The organism is Agrobacterium sp. DSM 25558 (assembly GCF_900100825.1).
Classification (GTDB): Bacteria; Pseudomonadota; Alphaproteobacteria; order Rhizobiales; family Rhizobiaceae; genus Agrobacterium.
Genome location: NZ_FMUD01000009.1, coordinates 152,435 through 173,757, shown reverse-complemented (window position 1 = coordinate 173,757; position 21,323 = coordinate 152,435). Strand labels below are relative to the sequence as shown.

At 58.2% G+C, this 21,323-nt stretch carries 18 protein-coding genes; 11 read left to right on the top strand and 7 right to left on the bottom strand.

Going from position 1 to position 21,323, the window contains the following annotated elements:
* Positions 1 to 69 precede the first annotated feature (69 nt).
* The 8 genes from DSM25558_RS10575 (at position 70) to DSM25558_RS10540 (ending at position 9,791) form a co-directional block, all read left to right on the top strand.
* Positions 70 to 1,125, top strand: coding sequence for an ABC transporter substrate-binding protein (locus DSM25558_RS10575; RefSeq protein WP_077104502.1), 1,056 nt, complete (start codon positions 70 to 72; stop codon positions 1,123 to 1,125).
* A gap of 11 nt (positions 1,126 to 1,136) precedes the next feature.
* Positions 1,137 to 2,033 carry an NmrA family NAD(P)-binding protein gene (locus DSM25558_RS10570; protein ID WP_077104500.1) on the top strand — a complete coding sequence of 299 codons (897 nt, stop codon included), beginning with the start codon at positions 1,137 to 1,139 and terminating at the stop codon, positions 2,031 to 2,033.
* On the top strand, positions 2,024 to 3,196 hold the full coding sequence (locus tag DSM25558_RS10565) for an LLM class flavin-dependent oxidoreductase (RefSeq protein WP_077104498.1): 1,173 nt from the start codon (positions 2,024 to 2,026) through the stop codon (positions 3,194 to 3,196). Before DSM25558_RS10570 ends, DSM25558_RS10565 begins: the two co-directional genes overlap by 10 nt.
* An 80-nt stretch (positions 3,197 to 3,276) precedes the next feature.
* The gene (locus tag DSM25558_RS10560; RefSeq protein WP_077104496.1) at positions 3,277 to 4,476 is read left to right on the top strand and encodes a M20 aminoacylase family protein; all 1,200 of its coding nucleotides are present in this window, start codon (positions 3,277 to 3,279) and stop codon (positions 4,474 to 4,476) included.
* 42 nt (positions 4,477 to 4,518) lie between these two features.
* Complete coding sequence (locus tag DSM25558_RS10555) at positions 4,519 to 6,114, top strand: ABC transporter substrate-binding protein (RefSeq protein ID WP_077104494.1); 1,596 nt, start codon at positions 4,519 to 4,521, stop codon at positions 6,112 to 6,114.
* 292 nt (positions 6,115 to 6,406) lie between these two features.
* Positions 6,407 to 6,745: a DUF3088 domain-containing protein gene (locus DSM25558_RS10550; RefSeq protein ID WP_077104492.1), complete on the top strand. Its 339-nt coding sequence runs from the start codon at positions 6,407 to 6,409 to the stop codon at positions 6,743 to 6,745.
* 33 nt (positions 6,746 to 6,778) lie between these two features.
* Positions 6,779 to 8,374, top strand: coding sequence for an ABC transporter substrate-binding protein (locus DSM25558_RS10545; RefSeq protein WP_077104491.1), 1,596 nt, complete (start codon positions 6,779 to 6,781; stop codon positions 8,372 to 8,374).
* Between the two features lie 64 nt (positions 8,375 to 8,438).
* Positions 8,439 to 9,791 carry an LLM class flavin-dependent oxidoreductase gene (locus DSM25558_RS10540; protein ID WP_077104489.1) on the top strand — a complete coding sequence of 451 codons (1,353 nt, stop codon included), beginning with the start codon at positions 8,439 to 8,441 and terminating at the stop codon, positions 9,789 to 9,791.
* A gap of 12 nt (positions 9,792 to 9,803) precedes the next feature.
* Here DSM25558_RS10540 and DSM25558_RS10535 read toward each other — a convergent pair whose 3' ends face one another.
* From DSM25558_RS10535 to DSM25558_RS10505, 7 genes are all read right to left on the bottom strand, one after another.
* On the bottom strand, positions 9,804 to 10,778 hold the full coding sequence (locus tag DSM25558_RS10535) for a LysR substrate-binding domain-containing protein (protein ID WP_077104487.1): 975 nt from the start codon (positions 10,776 to 10,778) through the stop codon (positions 9,804 to 9,806).
* Between the two features lie 19 nt (positions 10,779 to 10,797).
* Positions 10,798 to 12,039, bottom strand: coding sequence for an acyl-CoA dehydrogenase family protein (locus DSM25558_RS10530; RefSeq protein ID WP_077104485.1), 1,242 nt, complete (start codon positions 12,037 to 12,039; stop codon positions 10,798 to 10,800).
* 69 nt (positions 12,040 to 12,108) lie between these two features.
* A complete protein-coding gene (locus DSM25558_RS10525) occupies positions 12,109 to 13,164 on the bottom strand; it encodes an aldo/keto reductase (protein ID WP_077104483.1) in 1,056 nt (351 codons plus the stop codon).
* 20 nt (positions 13,165 to 13,184) lie between these two features.
* Complete coding sequence (locus DSM25558_RS10520) at positions 13,185 to 14,120, bottom strand: ABC transporter ATP-binding protein (RefSeq protein ID WP_077104480.1); 936 nt, start codon at positions 14,118 to 14,120, stop codon at positions 13,185 to 13,187.
* Positions 14,098 to 15,096, bottom strand: coding sequence for an ABC transporter ATP-binding protein (locus DSM25558_RS10515; protein ID WP_077104478.1), 999 nt, complete (start codon positions 15,094 to 15,096; stop codon positions 14,098 to 14,100). The genes DSM25558_RS10520 and DSM25558_RS10515 overlap by 23 nt, the downstream gene beginning before the upstream one ends.
* Complete coding sequence (locus DSM25558_RS10510) at positions 15,093 to 16,106, bottom strand: ABC transporter permease (protein WP_077104476.1); 1,014 nt, start codon at positions 16,104 to 16,106, stop codon at positions 15,093 to 15,095. Before DSM25558_RS10510 ends, DSM25558_RS10515 begins: the two co-directional genes overlap by 4 nt.
* Positions 16,103 to 17,092: an ABC transporter permease gene (locus tag DSM25558_RS10505; RefSeq protein ID WP_077104475.1), complete on the bottom strand. Its 990-nt coding sequence runs from the start codon at positions 17,090 to 17,092 to the stop codon at positions 16,103 to 16,105. Before DSM25558_RS10505 ends, DSM25558_RS10510 begins: the two co-directional genes overlap by 4 nt.
* A gap of 257 nt (positions 17,093 to 17,349) precedes the next feature.
* Between DSM25558_RS10505 and DSM25558_RS10500 the strand changes: the two genes are divergently transcribed.
* The 3 genes from DSM25558_RS10500 (at position 17,350) to DSM25558_RS10490 (ending at position 21,295) form a co-directional block, all read left to right on the top strand.
* Complete coding sequence (locus DSM25558_RS10500) at positions 17,350 to 18,954, top strand: ABC transporter substrate-binding protein (RefSeq protein ID WP_077104473.1); 1,605 nt, start codon at positions 17,350 to 17,352, stop codon at positions 18,952 to 18,954.
* 107 nt (positions 18,955 to 19,061) lie between these two features.
* Positions 19,062 to 20,096: an ABC transporter substrate-binding protein gene (locus tag DSM25558_RS10495; protein ID WP_077104549.1), complete on the top strand. Its 1,035-nt coding sequence runs from the start codon at positions 19,062 to 19,064 to the stop codon at positions 20,094 to 20,096.
* On the top strand, positions 20,093 to 21,295 hold the full coding sequence (locus DSM25558_RS10490) for an acyl-CoA dehydrogenase family protein (RefSeq protein WP_077104471.1): 1,203 nt from the start codon (positions 20,093 to 20,095) through the stop codon (positions 21,293 to 21,295). Before DSM25558_RS10495 ends, DSM25558_RS10490 begins: the two co-directional genes overlap by 4 nt.
* The last annotated feature ends 28 nt before the right edge of the window (positions 21,296 to 21,323 follow it).

Below are 21,323 nucleotides of genomic sequence, written 5' to 3'. Positions count from 1 at the left end.
GTATATCTATAGAATAAATAATTATCCTTATAGCGTACCGGACATAGGTCGTATGTAAGGATGAGAACCATGGCTGACGCAGCCCTTCGCAAGGTTACCCAACCGCAATCCGTATGGTATGCACGCTGTCCAGCGCCCACACCATTGTCGATTGCTGCGCAACTCGGCTGGATCGACGAAGGCTTTGCGGCGCATGGGATTGAGGTGAAATCCATTCGCGATGCGGCTGATCCAGCCATTCGCCAGAGCCACTTCGATCATCGGCTGGACTGGTCCTTTCGCCAAGGGGGCAATATTCCACCCATCTGGACGCGGTCGAAAGGTCGCCAGACCCGGTTGATCGGTCTGACGCGAACGGATGAGTTTCAGGCGGTTATCGCCTTGCCGGAAAGCGGCATAAGCAATGGCAAAGATTTGACAGGCCGACGAATAGGCCTGCCGAAACGACCGAATGAGATCATCGATTTTCAGCGCGCCACATCGCTCAAGGGCATTGTCTCGGCTCTTGTGATTTCCGGCCTTTCTACAAACGATGTCGAACTGGTGGATATTGCAGCCTCCGAGCCTGTTCTGCTCGATCCCGCCAACCAAAGGCTTCATGGTCTCAAGCGCCGGTTTCCCTATGGCGAAGAAATCGCGGCGTTGCACCGTGGCGAAATCGATGCCTTCTTCGTCAAGGGTGCCGAGGGCGTAACGGTTGCCAACCTAATTGGGGCGTATGTCATCGTCTCAACAGGATTTCATCCAGACCCGAAAATCCGCATCAATAATGGTACGCCACGGCCTTTGACTGTCGATGCGACCTTTGCGGACGAGCGGCCGGATCTCGTAACCGAACTAGTATCGATTGTGCGGCGGGTCTCCCATTGGGCAACTGAGAACCCTAATGATGCGGTGCGTTTCATCGCGCGTGAAATCGGGGTGAGCGAGGATGCCGTTCTGGCCGCCAACGGCCCACAGGTGCATCGCCAACTGGTGCTTGATCTCGATCCTGCAGAAGTGGATGCCATCAGCCACTTCAAGGACTTTCTGTTGGAATGGAAGTTCATTCCTACGGATTTCAACGTTCACGACTGGCTCGATCCGCGCCCGCTGGCCGCCTCGCGCCAGTCCGTTGGCACGTGAGGGCGGGAACAATGGCGGTAGATATTCTGGTCACGGGCGCGACAGGCAGGCTGGGAAAGCTTGTCGTGCCACGGCTTCTGGATGCGGGCAAAACGGTGCGGGTGCTGACCCGGCGTCCGCAGGAGGCAATAGGTCTCTGGGGCGACAAGGTTGAGGTCGCGCAAGGAGATTTCGCTGACCCGGCAACGGTGAAAGACGCGGCACGAGGTGCTCAAAAACTTTTCCTTCTTTCACCGATCAGCGAGACGCTCATCGTTCACCAGACTGCCGCCATCGATGCCGCAAAAGATGCGGGTGTTGCACGCATCGTCAAGATATCTGGTTCTGACTGGACCTTGAGAAACCCCGACCGCTCCACATCCGGTGCCGCCCATGCAGCGGTAGAGGCGCATCTGGCCGCTAGTGGCATTGCACATGCCATTGTGAGGCCGAACGCCTGGATGCAGGTGGCGCTTGCCCCGGTCGTCGTGGCTGCCGGCAAGGGTGAGGATTTGCCGAGCAGGTATGGACACGCCGCCGTGTCCTACATCGATGCGCAGGACATCGCCGATGTCGCAGTTCATGCCCTGCTCGATGACACGGTCTCATCCGACCCTCTGATTTTGACGGGGGCAGAGGCGCTGACGGTACACGACATCGCGCGTATCGCGGCGCGCATATTACAGCGTCCCCTTGGCGTATCTGCCACATCATCCGCAGCTCTGCCAACGCATACCGATGCATTCGAAAGGCGTGCCATTGGCGAGTTCGTCGCGCTGATCGGGGAAGGACTAGCCGCACCGGTGACGCAGACGGTTTCGCGCATCACCGGCAATCCACCACGCAGGTTGGAGGAATTTTTGCGCCGCCATCTGGTGTCTGCCGAAACGCAAAAGAACGACCCGAAGGGAGAAAAAACATGGCACTGACTGCGCCGATAACCGGAGAGCTGGAGCTCAAAGGGCCGTTCGACTTCGCGGAAAGCCCGCTCAGCCGTGCTGCACGACAGCCCTTGATGCTGGGACTGTTCCTCAACCTTCAGGACATCAATTTCTCAAGCCTGCCGACCAGCAACAGTTGGACCTTCGACTATAATGTCGAACTGGTAAAACGGGCGGAGGAACTGGGGTTCGAGCTTGCCTTCAGCCGCACGCAATGGCTGCCGAAAGGTGGTTATGACGGGGATTCCTCGCTCGACAGCTTTGTTGCACTCGGCGCGATGGCGGCGGTGACGAAAAGTATCCTGCTGATTTCGACAATTCATGTGCTTTACGGCCCGCTCCACCCGCTGCATTTGGCCAAATATGGCGCAACGCTCGATCATATCGCCGAGGGTCGGTGGGGCATCAACATCGTTACCGGTCACCGCGCCATCGAGCATGAAATGTTCGGCTGGCAGCGCATCGAGCACGACAAGCGCTATGACATGGCAAGTGAGCTTTTCGACGTGCTGCACAGGCTGTGGGGTGAAACCGAGAATTTCTCCCATGAGGGAAAGCTTAATCCATGGGCAATCAGCAATGGCTGGATCACGCCGAAACCTGCCTTTGGCCGCCCGAATCTGGTGACAGCCACTGGCTCCCCGGCTGGCATCGACTTTGCCGCACGCCATTCCGATCTGGTGTTCGTCACATCGCCCGGCGGCGCGCATATCGATAGCGCATTGGAAACGCTTCCCGACCACGTCGCGACCATCAAAAACCGGGCAAAGGCCTATGGCCGGCAGGTGAAAACAATCATCAATCCCATCATCGTCAGCTGCGATACGGAAGCCGAGGCAATCGCCTATGCGGATGCCATAGAGGCGGGTAAGCCGCAGCCGGGCGGCACGCGCGCTTTCGCGGCCACCAATTATGAGAGCGATGCCCATGCCTGGCGCGGACGCGGCGACCCGCGCCACAAGCAGGGGCGCAATCTCGGCGGCAATATCGAGATCATCGGCTCACCGGAACAGGTGGTCGAGCAATTGGTGGCGCTTAAAGCTGTCGGCATCGATGGTGTTCAACTCAACTTCTACGATTTCCGAGAGGATCTCGAATATTTCGGCGACCGTATCCTGCCGCTGATGAAGGAGGCTGGGTTGAGGCTTTGATGCTTCTTACCGCTCTTTCTGCCCTGCATCGCCATGACCTTGGCGGCGCGATTTCTTTCCAACTGCAATGAGGACTAGCCGTGAATATTGCCGTCGATCCCGTAAAAACACCCGCGCCTCAGATTATCGACCTGATCGCTACCTATGTACCGGAACTGGTGGATATCCGGCACGATCTGCACCAGCACCCGGAAATCGGCTTTGAGGAGGTGCGGACATCCGGCATCGTCGCTGAAAAGCTGGCGTCGTGGGGTATCGAGGTTCACCGCGGATACGGCAAGACCGGCATCATCGGCGTGCTTCGCGGCAAACATGCAGGCAACCGTGTCATCGGTCTGCGCGCAGATATGGATGCTCTGCCGATGCCGGAAGAAACCGGTTTGCCTTACGCTTCGGTTTATCCCGGCAAGTTCCATGGTTGCGGACACGATGTTCACACCACGATCCTGTTGGGAACTGCGCGTTATCTTGCCGAAACGCGGGATTTCGCGGGCTCGGTGGTTTTCATTTTCCAGCCTGCCGAGGAAGGGTTGGGCGGCGCGCGCGCAATGATCGCGGACGGCCTGTTCAGGGACTTTCCGGTGGATGAGATTTACGGGCTGCACAATTCGTCACACGCCGCGCCCAATCACCTCAAGGTATCGCCGGGAACGATCCTGGCAGGGGCGGATTTCTTCGATATTCGATTTAAAGGCAAGGGCGCGCATGCGGCTCATCCGGATGTGGCGCATGACCCCGTGCCAGCGATCGGCGAGCTGATCGGTGCCTTGCAGACGATTGTCAGCCGCAATGTGTCGCCCACAGAACCGGCAGTCTTGTCCATCACGCGTATTGAAGCCGGGTCCGCCTATAATGTCATCCCTGAAACCGCTTTGATTGCCGGGACGGTACGGGCCTTTTCGGATACGGTGCGCGAAACCATCCGGTCGCGCATCCGCACGATTTCGGAGCATATCGCGCAGGCCCATGGTCTTTCGGCAGAGGTCGATATTCGCGATATCTTCTCGGTTCTGACCAATGACGACGCATCCGTCGACATCGTTGCCGACGTTGCGCGTCAGGTCTTGGGCGAGGCTCGCGTGTCCAAGGAACCCAGCCGCTTCATGGGCAGCGAGGACTTTGCCGATCTGTTGAAACACGCGCCCGGCGCATTTTTCACGCTCGGCCATTCCGGCACCGTACCAGCCCACAATCCCGGCTTCATCGTCGATGACGCAATCCTTCCGGTGGGCGCAACGCTGTTTGCGCGCCTGGTGGAAAGCCGTTTGAAACCGGCTTGATGCAGCACCCCATTTCATAACCAAAACGAAAAGGAAACAATCATGGATTTGACAAGGCGTAAGACATTGCTTTGGGGGGCAGCGTTCGGCGGGGCAGCACTTCTGCCGTCGATATCATTTGCCGCTACACAGACACCCAGCAAGGGCGGCATCGTAACCTTTGCCGGGTTGGGCGAGCCCACGACCCTCGTGCCATTGTCGGATAGCAATACGCGCACGCGCGCCATTTCCACGAAGATCCTCGAAGGGCTGGTGCGGTTCGACAGCGAGTTCAAGCCGCATCCCGTTCTGGCCGAAAGCTGGGATGTGGCAAGCGATGGTCTGCGCTACACCTTCAAGCTACGCCAAGGCGTGAAATGGCACGACGGCAAAGACTTAACGTCTGCGGATGTGAAGTTTTCGCTGCTGGCCTTCAAGAAAGTAGGGCCACGCGGGCGGATCACCTTTGCCAACATTGCCGACGTCGAAACGCCCGATCCGCTGACCGCCATCGTGGTTCTTTCCGAACCCGCACCCTATTTGTTGCGGGCGCTCGTCGGCGGTGAAACGCCGATCTTGCCCGCGCATGCCTATCCCTCGGACAATTTCAGCGAAAGCCCGAATGGAAACGCGCCAATCGGCACCGGGCCATTCATCTTTGAAGAGTGGAAGCGCGGCAGCTATGTGAAACTCAAACGAAACCCGAACTACTGGCAGGCTGGCTTGCCGCATCTGGATGGCTTCATCGCGCGTTTCGTTGCAGACTCTGCATCAGCGACGATCGCGGTGGAAACGGGTGAGGCAGACTACGCAACCGATGTATCCTTCGGCGATCTGGAACGCTTGCGGCAGGATCCAAAACTGGCTGTCGATGTCTATACGGATGCCTATCTCAACAATGCAGCCGTTTTCGAGTTCAACCTCGAAAATCCCATTCTCGCCAAGAAGGAAGTCCGTCACGCGTTGGCGCATGCCATTGATCGCAATTTCATAAATGATGCGATTTTCTATGGCACCGCGAAACCAGCGGGATCGAATATTCCGGCGATCTTCACCGCCTATAATGACGAGGCACCGTTCAACTATCCATTCGATCTTGCCAAGGCGAACGCGTTGCTCGACAAGGTGGGTTATCCGAAAGGCGCGGATGGGACACGGTTTTCGCTGCGACTCGCCTTCCTGCCGTCGGACGTTTTCCGCAAAACATCCGAATATCTGCGCTCCTCATTCGGGAAGCTCGGTATCAAGGTGGAAACGCTTGACGGTGATCTCGCGACCTTCATCAAGCGTGTCTATACCGAGCGCGGATTCGATCTGACCGTAAACGGCATCAGCCGGCTGTTCGACCCGACAGCTGGCGTACAGCGGCTGTACTGGTCCGATGGGATCAAGAACCCGGCACCCTATGTCAACGCAGCGCATTACAACAATCCGAAGGTGGACGACCTTTTCCGGGCTGCTGCCGTGGAAAGCGATGAGACAAAGCGTGTGGCGCAGTTCAAGGACATTCAAAAGATCACAGGTGACGAATTGCCGAATTTCTCCATCGTTGCGCTGCCGACAGTCATTTTGCGAAACGCCAATCTGCAATCCCTGGTGACAACCATCGATATTGCATACAGCGACCTCGCGACCGCGTGGAAGCAACCGCAAAGCTAATCCCTGCCTCTTCTGCTACCTGGACCCGGCGCTTGCGTCGGGTTTTTTATTGCGTGTTGCTCCTGTCTTCCATTTTTTGAACGTCTGCTTCAGAGCGCAATCGGCGAATACCATTGTCCTTTTGACCCATCCGGAAAAAGGAAATGCCCGGAGAGTAATCTTCCAAAGAACGCTATTTCATCGTTGTTTTTCGGCAAATTTATTCTTCGCATCACGGCAAAAATACGTTTCTGGACCCACCATATCTCCCGCGTCAGTGTCGGTTCACCCTAACTGTCAATGATGGATGCCCATGGCCAAGGACACGCTTTTTCTCATCGCCCCCGGTTTTGAAGACCCGAAACATCCGGGGGTGACGTTCGTCTGCCCTCATTGCAACCAGATCGAAGGGCTGCTTGCAGCTTTTCCCGATCTTGCGAAACGGCTTGATATTCACCGCGTCAGCTTCACCCGTCCGCGTGAGGCGGTGATTGCGCAGGTTGGCGAGCAGAACCAGTCGCTGCCGCTTCTGATTTTTGCGGAGGACGCGCCCGAAGACGCCACAGTCCACGGCGACAAGCGCTTCGTTCAGGACACGAAACGCATTCTTTCGCTGCTGGCCGAACGCCACGGCTTTCCGCAGCTTCATTGATATCGCCTCATTCCCTTTACGCCGGAGACAGAGATGAGTTTTTCCAGACGCCAATTTCACAAAATCGCGCTTGCTGCGGGCGCTTTCGTTGCCCTTCCCGGCGGTTCATTTGCGGCCGCCGAAGAACCCGTCTCCGGCGGCACGTTGAAGATCGTCTATTTCCCGGAGCCGACCCAGCTCGTCGCGATCAACACCAGCGCTGGTGGTCCGCAATTCGTCGGCTCCAAAATCTACGACGGATTGCTGACTTATGATTATGACCTGACACCCAAGCCAAGCCTCGCCAGAGAGTGGTCGGTTTCCGCCGATGGGCTGGAATATGTCTTCCATCTACAGCCGAATGCAAAATTCCATGATGGCAAGCCCGTCACATCCCAGGATGTCGCCTTCTCGGTTCTCCGTCTTAAAGAGGCGCATCCTCGTGGGCGCGCGACTTTCTCGCAGGTCGAGAGTGTCGATACGTCGGACCCGCTTGTCGCGAAACTCAAGCTCGCCAAGCCCTCGCCGGGGCTGATTACCGCGCTGGCATCGTCGGAGTCGCCAATCGTACCCAAGCATATCTTCGAAACCTTCAAGCCGACCGAAAACCCGAAACCGAACCAGATCATCGGCAGCGGACCGTTCGTTCTGAAAGAATGGACGCCCGGCAGTCACATTCTGTTGGAAAAGAACGCCGATTACTGGGACCAACCGCGCCCGCATCTGGATCGCGTCATCATCCGGCTGATCAACGATGCGGGCGCACGGGCGGCAGCGCTTGAAACGGGAGAGGGAGATATCGGCCCAAACCCTGTTGCACTGTCTGATCTGGAGCGATTGAAAGCCGTGCCGTCGCTGCAGGTGGATGATCGCATCTATGCCTATGCGGGGCAGCAAAACCAGCTCGTCGTCAATCTTGAGAACGAGTATCTCAAGAACCTTGGAGTGAGGCAGGCCATTGCGCACGCCATCAACGTTCCTGCCCTCATCGACATCGTTCTTTACGGTTATGCGGTGCCGTCTCCCACGCCCATCAGCCCCGGCTTGCCGAAATTCCACAATCCGGATATCGACTTTGCCAAGTTCGACACGGCGCTTTCGGAAAAGCTGCTGGATGAGGCCGGTTTTCCGCGCAAGGGAGATGGCAAGCGTTTCAAGCTGAGGGTCACCACCAACCCGTTCAATCCGCAGACCTATTCCGACTTCATCGCGCAAGCGCTGATCAAGATCGGCATCGAGGCAGATATCCAGAAGTTCGATTTCGGCACCTATGTGAAGGTGGTTTATACCGACCGCGCCTGGGACCTCTCGGTGGAATCGCTCTCCAATACGTTCGATCCGACAGCCGGTGTGCAGCGGGTTTACTGGAGCAAGAACTTCAAGATCGGCCTGCCTTTCTCGAACGCCAGCCACTACGAAAACCCGGAGGTCGACCGCTTGCTGGAGGCGGCGGCGGTGGAGCCCGACATCGAAAAACGCGCCGAGTTGTTCAAGGCATTCCAGGTCATCGTCGCCAGGGACTTACCGGTCATCAATCTTGTCTCGCCCATTCAGCCGGTCGTCGGCAGCGTCAGGGTCAAGGATTATGCCGTGGGCGCAGAAGGCCTGAGCGGCAACCTGGCACAGGCATGGCTGGCAAAAGAGGCCTGATGCATTTGGCGCACTGACTGGTGCGCCAATCATCTTTCGACATATGAACAGGATCGGAAAGACAATGAGCAGAACGTCGGAGAAACTCGTTCTCAACGCATTCATCTATCCCGGCGGCCACCACGAGGCGGCCTGGCGTCATCCGCAGTCGGAGCCACTTCGTGTGACCGATATCAAGCTTTACCAGGATATCGCAAAGCGTGCGGAAGCGGCCAAGCTGGACGCGATTTTCTTTGCAGATGCACCGGTTCTGGATAGCAACATCCGTTATGCCGCTCGGCATCGGCTGGAGCCGATTACCATGCTCGCCGCGCTTGCGGCGGTCACGGAAAAAATCGGCTTTATAGCCACTGCATCCACCACCTATTACGAGCCCTATAATCTGGCTAGGCTGTTTGCCTCCGTCGATCATATCAGTGGCGGCCGCGTCGGCTGGAATATCGTCACGACATCGGCCGATGCGGCAGCCGCGAACTTCAACCTCGAAAAGCACCCGCCTCATTCCGATCGCTATCGCCAGGCGACCGAGTTTGTCGATGTAGTCACAAAGCTTTGGGATAGCTGGGAAGACGATGCCATCGTGGCCGACAAGGAGAGTGGTCTTTTTGCGGATACGGACCGCATTCATCCGGCCAATCACAAGGGTGATTTTTATCAGGTTCGCGGCGCGCTGAACCTGCCGCGCTCTCCGCAGGGCCGTCCGGTCTATGTGCAGGCTGGGTCTTCCGAGGATGGGCGGGGTTTTGCGGCGCGTTACGCCGAAGCGATTTTTACCGCGCACCAGACGCTCGAAAGCGCGAAAAGCTTCTATTCCGACATCAAGAAGCGCGTGGCCGCAGCGGGGCGCAATCCCGCCCATGTCAAAATCCTGCCCGGCATCAGTCCCTTCATCGCCTCGACGGAAACGGAAGCTCGGAAGCTAGAGGCCGAATTCAACGACCTGGTCCAGCCAGCCTTTTCTCTGGCGCAACTGAACCGCATCACCGGCATCGATCTCGGTTCGGCCGATCTGGATAAGCCCTTGCCGCGTGAAGCCGTCGAGGCAACCCGCGCCCAGGCCGACAGCAGCCGTCATCAGCTTGTTCTCGATGTGATTGACCGCGAAAATCCAACCATTCGGCAATTGCTGCACAGGCTCGCAGGCGGGCGTGGCCATAAGGTCATCGCCGGCACGCCCGAGCAGGTGGCGGACTGGATCGAAAGCTGGTTCCGGGAGGGTGCTGCGGATGGATTCAACATCATGCCGCCATGGCTGACGGGCGGATTCGATATCTTCATCGACGAAGTTGTGCCGCTTCTCCAAAAGCGCGGCCTGTTCCGACTGGATTACAAAGGCGAGACGTTGCGCGATCATTATGGCTTACCAAGGCCGGACAATATTTATGCCGTCCCAGCCGCTGCGCGCGAAAGCGCCTGACTTGCAATTATTTCAGGCGGCAGCGTTCAAGGAAGGCACATCGTTACGCAGCAAAGCGATCAGCGATGCGATTTCCGGCTGCCGCCGTCTCTCCTGGCTGGCGAGAAGATGATAGCGACAGGCTGTGGGCTGCGGTGAGCCAATCGGCGAGACGAGCCTGCCGTTCTTCAACTCTTCCGACACCAGCGATTGACGCACCAGCGCAATGCCGTGACCGGCAAGCGCTGCCTCGATCAGCACCGGCTGATGGGAAAAGCGCGGTCCTAGTTTTGCCAGCCTGATATGGATACCGCAGGAGCGCAGCCAGTTGGCCCATTCGAAGGCACCATCGCTGCCACTGCCGCGCAAGATTTCGCCCGAGAGATCGCAAAGCCGTTCCGGATGACCAGTCAACCGATGACGTGCCGCAAATTCCGGCGCGCACACAGCCAACACGGCGTCGTCAAACAGTGGCTCGTAGACGAAGCCCGCGATCCGCTCGCTAGATGCGACGATTGCGCAATCGGCACCATCCAGCTGAAGACGGTCGAGTGGCCCTTCATCCAGTGTTTCGATGGAGAGTTCCACATCGCCAAGTGCATGGCTGATCCGTCCTAGTCGCGGCCCGAGCCAGCGGGCAGCAAAAGACGGGCAGGCCAGGATGCTGAGCCTGGGTCTGGAGCCAGAGCGCAGAAGATCCGAAAGACTGCCGACCATGGTTTCGAAGGCTTCCGCCATGCCGGGATAGAGTGCGGCACCCGCATCCGTCAGTGCCAGTTCGCCGCGCTGACGGCTGAAGAGCGGTTGGCCGAGATGGGTTTCAAGAATCCGAACCTGTTGGCCAATGGCTGCGGTGGAGACATGCAGTTCATCGGCTGCGCGGGAAAAACTGGCATGTCGGGCCGCCACGACGAAAGCACGCAGGGCCGTGAGCGGCGGCAGGCGCGAGAGCGTCGGCAATCGCAAGGGCGCGTTTGCTTTGGGCGGAGACAGAAACTCTGTTCTCATGACGGTCTCACTCTCATCATCAGAAGACCCGGCCTTCGGCGAGGTGCGTGGTGGTGCCGTTCAAATAATAATCACCGATGACCCGGGCCTTGTGCTGCAACGGATTGTGGTTGTAGACGGTGCGGATATTGCGCCAGTGCCGGTCGAAATTGCGTTCGCTCGACGTGGCCGAACCGCCGCCCAGCTCGTAAATGGCTGTCGCTACGTTCAAAGAAAGCTGCGACGCGATTATCTGCGTTCGGGCAGTGGCAAGCGAGCCATCGATCAGGGCGGCTTCTATCGCGGCTTCGTCACCCGTTTGAAACGTCAAAGCCGTCACATCCAGTGCGCGCGCCGCTTCACGGATCAGCGTCTTGACCGCAAAGGCACCGGCGCTGAGCTCGCCTATCGTCTTCTGCACAAATGGGTCCTGATTGGCGGTTTCGGCGGCGCTGTGAAGCGTGGTGCGCGCCTGTTTCAGCACGTATTCAATGCCGTCTCTTACTGCAGACTGCACCGCGCCCGTGGCAGATGCGGCCAGATGCAATTGACGCATGGCGGAGCAATGACGTCCGATCTGGCTTCCCAGTCGCCGCGTCGTCACCTCATGCGGCAAGACCTCGACATTGTCGAGAAGCACACCGCCGCTGGCGGTCATGCGCTGGCCCATGCTGTCCCAGTCATCAAGAACGGTAATGCCCTTGCGATCCAGCGGAATGAGAACGCCAATCGGTTGTTCGTCGTCACCAATCGCGCTGAACAACCCGAAATCTGCAAAGGCGGTTCCTGTGGCGTACCATTTGCGGCCGTTCAGTCTGTAGCGGTCACCATCAGCGCTCAGGCGGGTGGTGATTTCGCCGGGACGCTTGGTGCCCTGTTCGGTACTGGCACCCGCGAAAAGCTTGCCGGACAGCACGTTCTCCAGATGCCTGCGGTCTTCCAGCTCGATGGGACCAAGCGCGAGGTTTTCGGTAAAATTGAAGTGGCTGCGCAGCGCATGGGGAATATTGCTGTCTGCTTCGCCGAGGATCATCAACAGCTCGATATAGTCGGCAATGGAGCCGCCCGGTCCGCCTTTCGACTTCGGAATGCGCAAGGTCCCAAGTTTCGCCTCTTTGATGCGGGCAAAGACGTCGAAAGGCAGTTCCCGCTCACGCTCGCGACGGGCGGCGTCCTTTGCGGCAAAGGCTGCGATGTCTTTGGCGCGAGACAGGATGTCATCACGGCTGGGCACGTCGGACAGGCTGGTGGTTTCTACGTTGGCTGTGTTGGCGTTCGACATCGCATTGGTCCTTGAGCGGATCGGTTGGCCTGCGGCCCTTTTGTGCCGCAGGCTTTGTCATGATGGCAATCAGGCGACGGCGCGGGTCTGGACCGGCGCGCGTGGTGCAGGCTCGACATTGCGAGGCACGCGGCCCTCTACCGGATGGCTTGGATCGTTGAAGCCGGGTGTCGAGGGATGGCCTGTCGTCACGAGGCTGTCGACCAGGGCTTCATCGTCGGCATCGATGGTCACGTCGAGGGCTCTGACATAGCCGTTCCAGTGTTCTTCGGTGCGCGGCCCGGTAATGGCGGCGGTGACGAACTTGTTGTTCAAGACCCAGGCCAGTGCGAAATCCGCCGCCGAGACGCCCTTGGCTGCCGCGTGCGCCGCAACCTTCTGGGCGATCTCAATCGATTCCGGACGCCATTCCGTTTCCAGAACGCGCTTGTCACCACGGCCCACGCGGGTATCAGCACCCGGCTGCTGGCCCGGCTGATATTTGCCGGTCAACACGCCGCGCGCCAGCGGCGAGTAGGAAACAACGCCAAGGCCGTAATTGTTGGCAGCGGGAAGCTGCTCCGCTTCGGCCGTGCGGTTGACGATGTTGTAGAGCGGCTGGCTTGCCACTGGACGATCAATGCCGAGCTGGTCGGCGAGATGCGAGATTTCAGCGATCCGCCATCCGCGGAAATTCGAGACGCCGAAGTAGCGCAGCTTGCCGGCCCGAATAAGGTCCGCAATGGCGCGCAACGGTTCTTCCAGCGGCGCATCGAAGACGGCGCGGTGGAAATAGAGAATGTCGATATAGTCGGTGTTCAGACGGCGCAGGGAATTCTCGACGGTTTCGATGACCCATTTGCGCGATTGGCCACCCAGATTGGGGCCTTTCTTGTGCGAGTTGACGAATTTCGTCGCCAGAACCCAATGGTCACGATGATCCTTGATGCCGCGACCGACGACTTCCTCGGATTTTCCATCGTGATAGACATCGGCGGTGTCGATGAAGTTGATGCCCTGTTCGCGGGCCTTGTCGATGATGCGGAAGGCGACGTCGTCAGGTGTCGGGCCGCCGAACATCATAGTGCCGAGGCTCAACGGTGAGACTTTCAGCGCGCTGCGCCCGAGATAGCGATAATCGACCATGTTATGTACTCCTTGGATTGTCATTGGGCATAGTGGCAGGCCACGGCGTGGCTCTCACCGAAAAGCTGGTGTTGCGGCGCTGTTTCGCGACAGAGATCGGTTGCCAGCGGGCAGCGCGTATGAAAGCGACAGCCCGATGGCGGATTGTGTGGGCTTGGCAGATCGCCCGAAATGGGGGCCGCCTGCTTGCGGCGCGTCGGGTCCGGCACGGCGGCCAGCAGTGCCCGTGTGTAGGGATGTTTCGGCGATGCCCACAACTGCGCCGTGGGTGCGCTCTCAACAATCTTGCCGAGATACATGACCAGCACGCGATCCGAAAAATACCGGACCACGGACAGATCGTGCGAGACGAAGAGATAGGACAGCGACAGGCGGTTCTTCATCTCCACGAGGAGATTGAGAATTTGCGCCTGAATGGACAGATCGAGTGCCGAGACGGGTTCATCGCAAACGACCAGTTCCGGTTCCAGGATCAACGCACGCGCGATGCCGATGCGCTGGCGCTGGCCGCCGGAAAATTCATGAGGATAACGGTCAAGCGCATCCGGCGGCAATCCAACCTGGGCGACGATTGCCTCGACGATCTCCCTCTGGCGCTTGCCGTCTCCAATCCCGTGCACCTTGAGCGGTGCAGTGAGGATCGTGCGGACCGTCTGGCGCGGATTGAGTGAGGCGAAAGGGTCTTGAAAGATCATCTGGATGCGACGGCGAATGCCCCGCAATTGCGACGATGACATTGCCGTCACATCAGCGCCCTTGAAGGTGACCTTACCGGAAGATGGTTCCACCAGGCGCATCAGGGATTTGCCGAGCGATGACTTTCCGCATCCGGATTCCCCGACCAGGGCTACCGTTTCACCTGCCTCGATCTCCAGCGATACGTCATCAACGGCACGCACCGTTCCACGACCGCCGGCATATTCGGTAGAAAGCTTATGCACTGACAAAAGCGCCATTGGAGACCTCCGCAGCTATGGGGTTGACGAAAGGACACGCTGCCTGTCGGCCCTCGGAAATTGTCCTGAGCGGCGGCACGAATTGCCCGCAGACACCGCGCGCGCCCGGACAGCGAGGCTTGAACGAACAGCCCTTTTCCCCGGTTGCCGAAACGATGGAGCCGGGAATTTCAAGCAGCGGTCCGTCGCGGTAGTGCTGCCCTGCTTCCGCACGCGGTGAGGCGGCAAGAAGTCCGCGCGTATAGGGGTGGTAAGGGCTGCGAAACACCGGTTCCGGCAAGCCCTCCTCAACTTTTCGGCCCGCATACATAACCATCACCCTGTCCGCCCATTGTGCCACGATACCGAGATCATGGGTAATGAGAATGACGGCCATGTTGAGATCACGGCGCAGATTGTCGAGAAGCTGAAGGATTTGCGCCTGGATCGTCACATCCAGCGCCGTGGTGGCTTCGTCCGCAATCAGGAGCTTTGGATTGCAGGCAACGCCGATGGCGATCATGACGCGCTGGCGCATGCCGCCGGAAAGCTGGTGCGGATAGTCATCCACCCGTCGTCCGGCCTCTGGAATATTGACCAGATCCAGCAATTCGATAGCGCGTTTTCGTGCCTGGCGTTTGTCGATCTTTTCGTGGATGCGAAGCACCTCGATGATCTGCTCACCGATGGTCAGAACCGGATTGAGGGAGGTCATCGGTTCCTGGAAAATCATGCCGATGTCGCTGCCGCGAATGCCACGCCATTGCCGTTCGGACAAGGACACGAGGTTCCGGCCCTCCATCAAAATCTTGCCGCCGACCTTGGCGTGTGATGGCAAGAGGCCGATCAATCCAAGCGCAGTCAGTGATTTTCCAGATCCGCTCTCTCCGACAATTGCCAGCATTTCGCCAGAGGAGACGCTGAAGCTAACACCCTTGACGGGCTGGGCATCGCCAAAGCCCACTGAAAAATCCTGTACATCGATCAGTTTGGTCATCGGCGTTCCTCCGAAAAGCGCGGATTGAGCGCGTCGTTGAGACCATCGCTGATCAGATTGAGCGAAATTACGGTGAAGACGATGGCAAGGCCAGGCAGAGCGGTTAGATACCAGGCGGTTCGGATGACATCACGCCCGGAGCCGATCATAGAACCCCAAGACACACGATTGGGATCTCCAAGTCCCATGAAGGATAGTGCAGCTTCCATCAAGATTGCACCGGCAACCATGACCGACGATGTCACGATGATCGGCGGCAGTGCATTCGGCAGGATTTCCTTGAACACGATACGCGCATGGCCGTAACCAAGGCTGCGCGCAGCCAGAACGTAATCCTTCTCACGGATGGCGCGGAATTCGGCGCGCGTCAGCCGGGCCACCATGGGCCACGTGATAATGCCGATTGCGGACGTCACGGTTGTGACCGATGGCTGGGCGATTGCGACGAGGACGACCAGCAACACGAAATTCGGCAGGGTCTGGAAGATTTCGATGATCTTGACCAGAATATCGTCCACCAGACCGCCGAAATATCCGGCAAATGCGCCGATAGTGATGCCGATCGTCAGCCCGATGACCGTCGCGACCACGCCAACCGTCAGCGAGATGCGCGCGCCGTGGACGATGCCTGCCATCACGTCACGCCCCATGGAATCGGTGCCGAGCGGATAAGCAGCATTCTGTCCCGGCCACAGGAAAGGTCGCGTCACCATTTCCAGCGGATCGCCCGGATAGAGAATGGGTGCCAGCAACGCCGTGACGATAACGGTTGCCAGAAAAAGCAGCCCAACAATGGCATTGGGGTTCGTCAGAAAGATTTTCAGTTCCCGCCGAAGGCCCTTTCTGGGCACGGAGACCGTGCGCGCCGAAAGCGCATCGGGAGCATGCAGATAGGGCCAGGGTTTCTGATCTTCCTTCTGCTCTTTGGCCGAGGGGCTGGCGGTTTCAGCTTTCGACTGCTTGGCGATGTCGGCTGCTTGCAGAAATGCGGTGGTGTTTGAAGAGCTCATCGGCTTTCTCCGATGCGAGGGTCAAGCCATGCCTGCAACAGGTCCACGGCAGCGTTGACGACAATGACGACGAAAGAAGACAGAAGCAGAATGCCGAGCAACACGCTGAAATCCCGTGCCATGACAGCTTCGAATGCGAGGCGGCCCAATCCCGGCCAACTGAATACGGTCTCGACCACGACCGCGCCCCCCAGAAGTCCGCCAATATGCATTCCAGCCATGGTGGTGATGGGAATGAGCGCGTTGCGCAGGATGTGGCGCGTCGTCAATCGGAACGGTGAGACACCCTTGGCGCGCGCGGTGCGCACATAGTCTTGCGACTTCACCTCCAGCATGGCGGCACGGGTGAGGCGGGCATAAATGGCCAGAAAGTAGAGTGCCAGAGAAAGTGCTGGCAGGATAATGTAGCGAATGCGGTCCAGAAAGGCATCGAGGCCGGTCAAGCTGCTGCCGATGGTGCTGTCACCGCCCGAGGGCAACCAACCGAGTTTGACAGAAAATGTCAGGATCAACATCAGGCCAATCCAGAAGCCGGGAACCGAGTAGAAAATCAGCGATCCGATGGAGATGATCCGATCGGGCAATCTGCCGGAAAAAAGTGCCATGATCGAGCCGAGAAAGACGCCGACGAAGATGGCGATGCCCAGCGCTGCGCCCATCAGCGCCAGCGTGCCGGGCAGTCGTTGGCCGATCAGGTCGGCAACCGGCATGCCGTATCGTGGTGAAAAACCGAGGCTGAATTGCGCGAGATTGCCTAGATAATTCGTCAACTGATGCAGCACGGGCAGATCGAGGCCGAAGCGGGAGCGCATCTCCGCCATCGTCTCCACGGTCGCAGAGCCTGCCTCTGCCGCAAGCACATCGGCGGCATCACCCGGTGCAAGCTGGAGCAGGAAGAAATTCAAGATGATGATGCCAAGCACGGTGGGTATCGCCGACAAGGCTACCCGACGTGCTTGGGATAAAATCCGTTTCGAATTCGACATCGCTTCCCATCCATTTTTGTTTCAGGCGTCAGCGTTGCCCGATTTGAATAGGTTATTAGTTGACTAAAATTATGGAATTTGTCAAAGATATATCGGAATTATTTTCTTAAAAACAGCGATATAGACCCGTTTAAGAAAAGATAATTTCTAAAAAAGACGATTATTGGGCGTATGTGCTCATATCTGTCTTCGTCAGAAACGAATTTTCCATCGGGGCAAGTTTCGTCGGTCGAGGCCGGCGCAGAGAGGAACGTTATATGACTGATTTCCATCAAACGACACGACGCGGGTTTCTGCTGGCTTCTGTCGCGCTGGGGGCCGTTTCACTTTCAGGGGTTGGGGCGTGGGCGGTGGAGCCCGCGCGCGGTGGCACGGCAACCTTCCTGCTGGCCACCGAACCGCCGGTGTTGACCACCATCGCGCACACGGCGGCCAATTCCTTTTATGTCTCCCCAAAGGTGACGGAGGGTTTGCTGACCTATGATTTCGATCTCAATCCCAAACCGCTTCTGGCAACGGATTGGCAGATCAGCCCCGATGGCTTGCGTTATACGTTCAAGCTGCGGTCCGGTGTGAAGTGGCATGATGGCAAGCCTTTTACCTCCGCCGATGTGGCGTTTTCGATCAAGACCATCAAGGAGGTGCATCCGCGCGGACGCAATACCTTCCTCAATCTTGTGGATGTCGAAACACCCGATGAACTGACGGCGGTTCTGGTTCTTTCCAAGCCCGCACCCTACCTGATTACCGCACTCGCCGCTGGCGAAACGCCCATCGTGCCGAAGCACCTATATGAGGGTACGAAGGTTCAGGAAAACCCGGCCAACTATGCACCCGTCGGTACCGGCCCCTTCAGGTTCAAGGAGTGGGTGCGCGGCAGCCACATCGTCTATGTGCGCAACCCGGATTACTGGGACAAGCCGCGTCCCTATCTTGATCAGCTCATTGTCCGTTTCATCACGGATTCGGCAGCGCGCAGCATTGCCATTGAGTCCGGCGAGATTGATCTGGCACCCGGCACGCCCGTTCCCTACAGCGATCTGGACCGTCTCAAGGCCTTGCCGGATCTCGTCTTCGACACGCAGGGATACCAATATATCAACAGCGTCAGCCGCGTTGAGTTCAATATGGAGAAGGAGTTCTTTAGGGATGTGCGGGTGCGGCGTGCCTTTGCGCATGTCATCGACCGCAATGTCATCTTCAACACGGTCAATTATGGCTATGGCGCGCCCATTCCAGGTCCGATCAGCGCAAAGCTGAGCAAATGGTATGTCGGCGACCTCAAAACCTATCCAATTGATCTCAAGGCAGCGGAAGCACTGCTCGATGAGGCCGGATACAAGCGTGGCGCAGATGGCGTGCGTTTGCACATCAACCTCGATTACGTCCCCGGCGAAGGTTACCCACGCGGTGCAGATTATATCCGTCAGGCCTTGGCGAAGGTCGGTGTGGAGGTGAACGTCCGCAATCAGGATTTTGCGACCTATACCAAGCGCATCTACACCGACCGTGATTTTGATTTTGCTTATGAAGGCATGAGCAATCTGTTCGATCCGACAGTTGGCGTCCAGCGGCTCTACTGGAGCAAGAACTTCAAGAAGGGTGTGCCTTTCTCGAATGGCGCAGCCTATAGCAATCCGAAAGTGGATGCGCTGTTCGAAGCCGCTGCTGTTGAGATCAATCCTGAAAAGCGCTTCGCGCAGTGGAAGGAAATCCAGCAGATCCTTGTCGAGGATGTCCCCGCGATCGACATCGTCAGCGCGCCGGAGATCACCATCTACAACAAACGACTGGCAGATCACACCGTGGGCGCAGAGGGCGCGGCTGGCAGTCTTGCCTTCGCCCATATCGCCACGTCCTGACCCTTTTCGAAAAGAGCCCATCGCCACGGCGGTGGGTCGTCTTGCGCTCCGTTTTTTAGGCGCGCCGTCTCGCTCTACCCTTTTGCACTCGAATTCGAGGACATATGATGACAACGCCGCTTTCCGAAATCTGGTATACGCGCTGCCCTGTTCCAACGCCCGTCGGTCTGGCTGCCCAATTGGGCTATCTGGAACAGACATTTGCCGAGGTGGGCGTCGCCCTGAAGTCGATCATAGATTCGCCGGATCGCGCTATCAGGCAAAGCCATTTCAACCATACTTTGGAATGGTCTTTCCGCCATGGCGGCAATGTGCCGCCCATTCGCGCCCGTTCCGAAGGCCGCAACACGCGCCTCGTCGGCATTACCTGGACGGACGAGTTTCAGGCCATCATCACTTTGCCGCAAACCGGCATCCGCTCCGTTAAAGACCTCGTTGGTCGCCGCTTTGGCGTACCACGCAGGCCTGAAGGCATCGTGGATTTCATGGCCGCAACGGCTCTGAAAGGGCTGGTATCGGCTCTCTCGCTAGAAGGCTTGAAAACCGACGACGTGGAACTGGTCGATATCGATATCGCGGATTCGATTTTGGCCTCCCAGGAAGGCCCATCGCTATTTGGCCTGAAGCGTCGACAAAGCTTTGGCGAAGAAGTGGCGGCTTTGCTGCGCGGAGACGTCGATGCCATCTTCGTCAAGGGAACGGCTGGTGTCAGCGTTGCCAATCTGATTGGCGCGGTGCAGGTGGTGGAGTTCGGTTTCCATCCCGACCCGAAGATACGCATCAACTCCGGTTCACCCCGTGTGCTGACGGTCGATGCGCGTCTGGCAGACGAGCGTCCCGATCTCGTAAGGCGTCTTATTGCCGTCATTCGCAGAGCATCCGACTGGGCCGAGCAGCACCCTGATGAAACCCGTCGCTTCATTGCGCGCGAGGCAGGTGCGAGTGAAGAACAGGTGCTTGCCGCCAATGGGGCGGATGTCCACCGTCATCTGGGCATAAGCCTTGATGCCGAACTGGTGGCTGCGGTCGAGCACTACAAGGATTTCCTGCATGAATGGGGCTTCCTCGAAAATGACTTCGATATCGCGGCATGGGTCGATGCACGTTTCATCGATGTTGCGGCCAAGAGGGCGGTCGCATGAGTGCTATTGTCTCTGCCGTAAAACGACCCTCCGAGCCATCAGCCGATCCGATAACCATCGCAGCCGGTCTGGCCCGGCGCTTTGCCGAAACCGCTGCTGGCTATGATAAAACTGGTGAATTCGCCGTAGAAAACTTTGCAGCACTTTTCCAGTCGGGCCTGCTGGGGCTGGTGACGTCACGTGAAGACGGCGGGCTTGGCGAAGGTCTCGAGACGACGCAAGCTGTGATTTCCACGATTGCCAGCGGTGACCCTTCCACAGCGCTTATCCTTGCCATGCACTACAGCGTCCATTCCGCCATAAGGCGCGGGCGCTGGTCATCGGCGCTTGCTTCACGCGTCTTGGCCGCCAATTTTGAGGGACCAGCGCTTTTGAACAATGCGCAGGCCGAGCCCGGTGCGGGCTCGCCCGCTCACGGCGGATTGCCGGAAACATTGGCGCGGATTGACGGCGATTTCTGGGTCGTCAATGGGCGCAAAAGCTTCGTGACCGGACTTCCCGGTCTCAAATGGGCAATCGTCCTCGCTTTGACCGAAGAGGTCGCGCCTCGCCTCGTGCAATTGCTCGTTCCGCTCGATGCCCAAGGCATCAGCCATGCCCGTGCATGGGAGGCAACCGGCATGTTCGGCACTGCCAGCCACGATCTGATCTTGACGAATGTGAAAGTGCCGTTGGCTGACATTGTTGCGCAACAGCCAGCAAGCGAACCGCTTCGCCGCGACGAAGCCGATGGCCATACCTTCTTCACGTTGCTTTCGGCGGTCTATCATGGCGTTGCCGTCTCTGCCCGCGATGACCTGCTACGCCATTTGACCGCGCACGTGCCGTCCAGCCTAGGTGCACCACTCGCCACCATTCCTCGGATTCAGGAGGGGACCGGACACATCGAGGTGCTGCTGACTGCCAATAAAAGGCTGCTCACATCGATCGCGCGGGATGTCGATACCGGTGTTGCAATCGGTACGGATGCGTTTGCTCTTCGCCATGTCGTCATCGACAATGCCGTCACGATAACCGATCTTGCGCTAGAGCTCGGTGGAAATCGCGGCCTGCGGCGAGACTACAATCTTGAGCGCCACCATCGCGATGCGATCACGGCGCGTGCTCATGCACCGCAAAGTCATATGATCCGATCCATCCTCGGGCGCAATGCCGTCAATCGAGTCGTGAACGGGACGCCATCAGAAAAGAGTGTTTAGGACCAAAGAGGCCACGCGCTGCTGTCGC

What these genes read in the sequence shown, in the direction of transcription:
- DSM25558_RS10545 (WP_077104491.1), top strand. Translation starts at nt 6,779, where the DNA reads ATGAGTTTTTCCAGACGCCAATTTCACAAAATCGCGCTTGCTGCGGGC.
- DSM25558_RS10490 (WP_077104471.1), top strand. Translation starts at nt 20,093, where the DNA reads ATGAGTGCTATTGTCTCTGCCGTAAAACGACCCTCCGAGCCATCAGCC.
- DSM25558_RS10495 (WP_077104549.1), top strand. Translation starts at nt 19,062, where the DNA reads ATGACAACGCCGCTTTCCGAAATCTGGTATACGCGCTGCCCTGTTCCA.
- DSM25558_RS10550 (WP_077104492.1), top strand. Translation starts at nt 6,407, where the DNA reads ATGGCCAAGGACACGCTTTTTCTCATCGCCCCCGGTTTTGAAGACCCG.
- DSM25558_RS10535 (WP_077104487.1), bottom strand. Translation starts at nt 10,778, where the DNA reads ATGAGAACAGAGTTTCTGTCTCCGCCCAAAGCAAACGCGCCCTTGCGA.
- DSM25558_RS10520 (WP_077104480.1), bottom strand. Translation starts at nt 14,120, where the DNA reads ATGGCGCTTTTGTCAGTGCATAAGCTTTCTACCGAATATGCCGGCGGT.
- DSM25558_RS10505 (WP_077104475.1), bottom strand. Translation starts at nt 17,092, where the DNA reads ATGTCGAATTCGAAACGGATTTTATCCCAAGCACGTCGGGTAGCCTTG.
- DSM25558_RS10500 (WP_077104473.1), top strand. Translation starts at nt 17,350, where the DNA reads ATGACTGATTTCCATCAAACGACACGACGCGGGTTTCTGCTGGCTTCT.
- DSM25558_RS10530 (WP_077104485.1), bottom strand. Translation starts at nt 12,039, where the DNA reads ATGTCGAACGCCAACACAGCCAACGTAGAAACCACCAGCCTGTCCGAC.
- DSM25558_RS10575 (WP_077104502.1), top strand. Translation starts at nt 70, where the DNA reads ATGGCTGACGCAGCCCTTCGCAAGGTTACCCAACCGCAATCCGTATGG.
- DSM25558_RS10540 (WP_077104489.1), top strand. Translation starts at nt 8,439, where the DNA reads ATGAGCAGAACGTCGGAGAAACTCGTTCTCAACGCATTCATCTATCCC.
- DSM25558_RS10570 (WP_077104500.1), top strand. Translation starts at nt 1,137, where the DNA reads ATGGCGGTAGATATTCTGGTCACGGGCGCGACAGGCAGGCTGGGAAAG.
- DSM25558_RS10525 (WP_077104483.1), bottom strand. Translation starts at nt 13,164, where the DNA reads ATGGTCGATTATCGCTATCTCGGGCGCAGCGCGCTGAAAGTCTCACCG.
- DSM25558_RS10510 (WP_077104476.1), bottom strand. Translation starts at nt 16,106, where the DNA reads ATGAGCTCTTCAAACACCACCGCATTTCTGCAAGCAGCCGACATCGCC.
- DSM25558_RS10555 (WP_077104494.1), top strand. Translation starts at nt 4,519, where the DNA reads ATGGATTTGACAAGGCGTAAGACATTGCTTTGGGGGGCAGCGTTCGGC.
- DSM25558_RS10565 (WP_077104498.1), top strand. Translation starts at nt 2,024, where the DNA reads ATGGCACTGACTGCGCCGATAACCGGAGAGCTGGAGCTCAAAGGGCCG.
- DSM25558_RS10515 (WP_077104478.1), bottom strand. Translation starts at nt 15,096, where the DNA reads ATGACCAAACTGATCGATGTACAGGATTTTTCAGTGGGCTTTGGCGAT.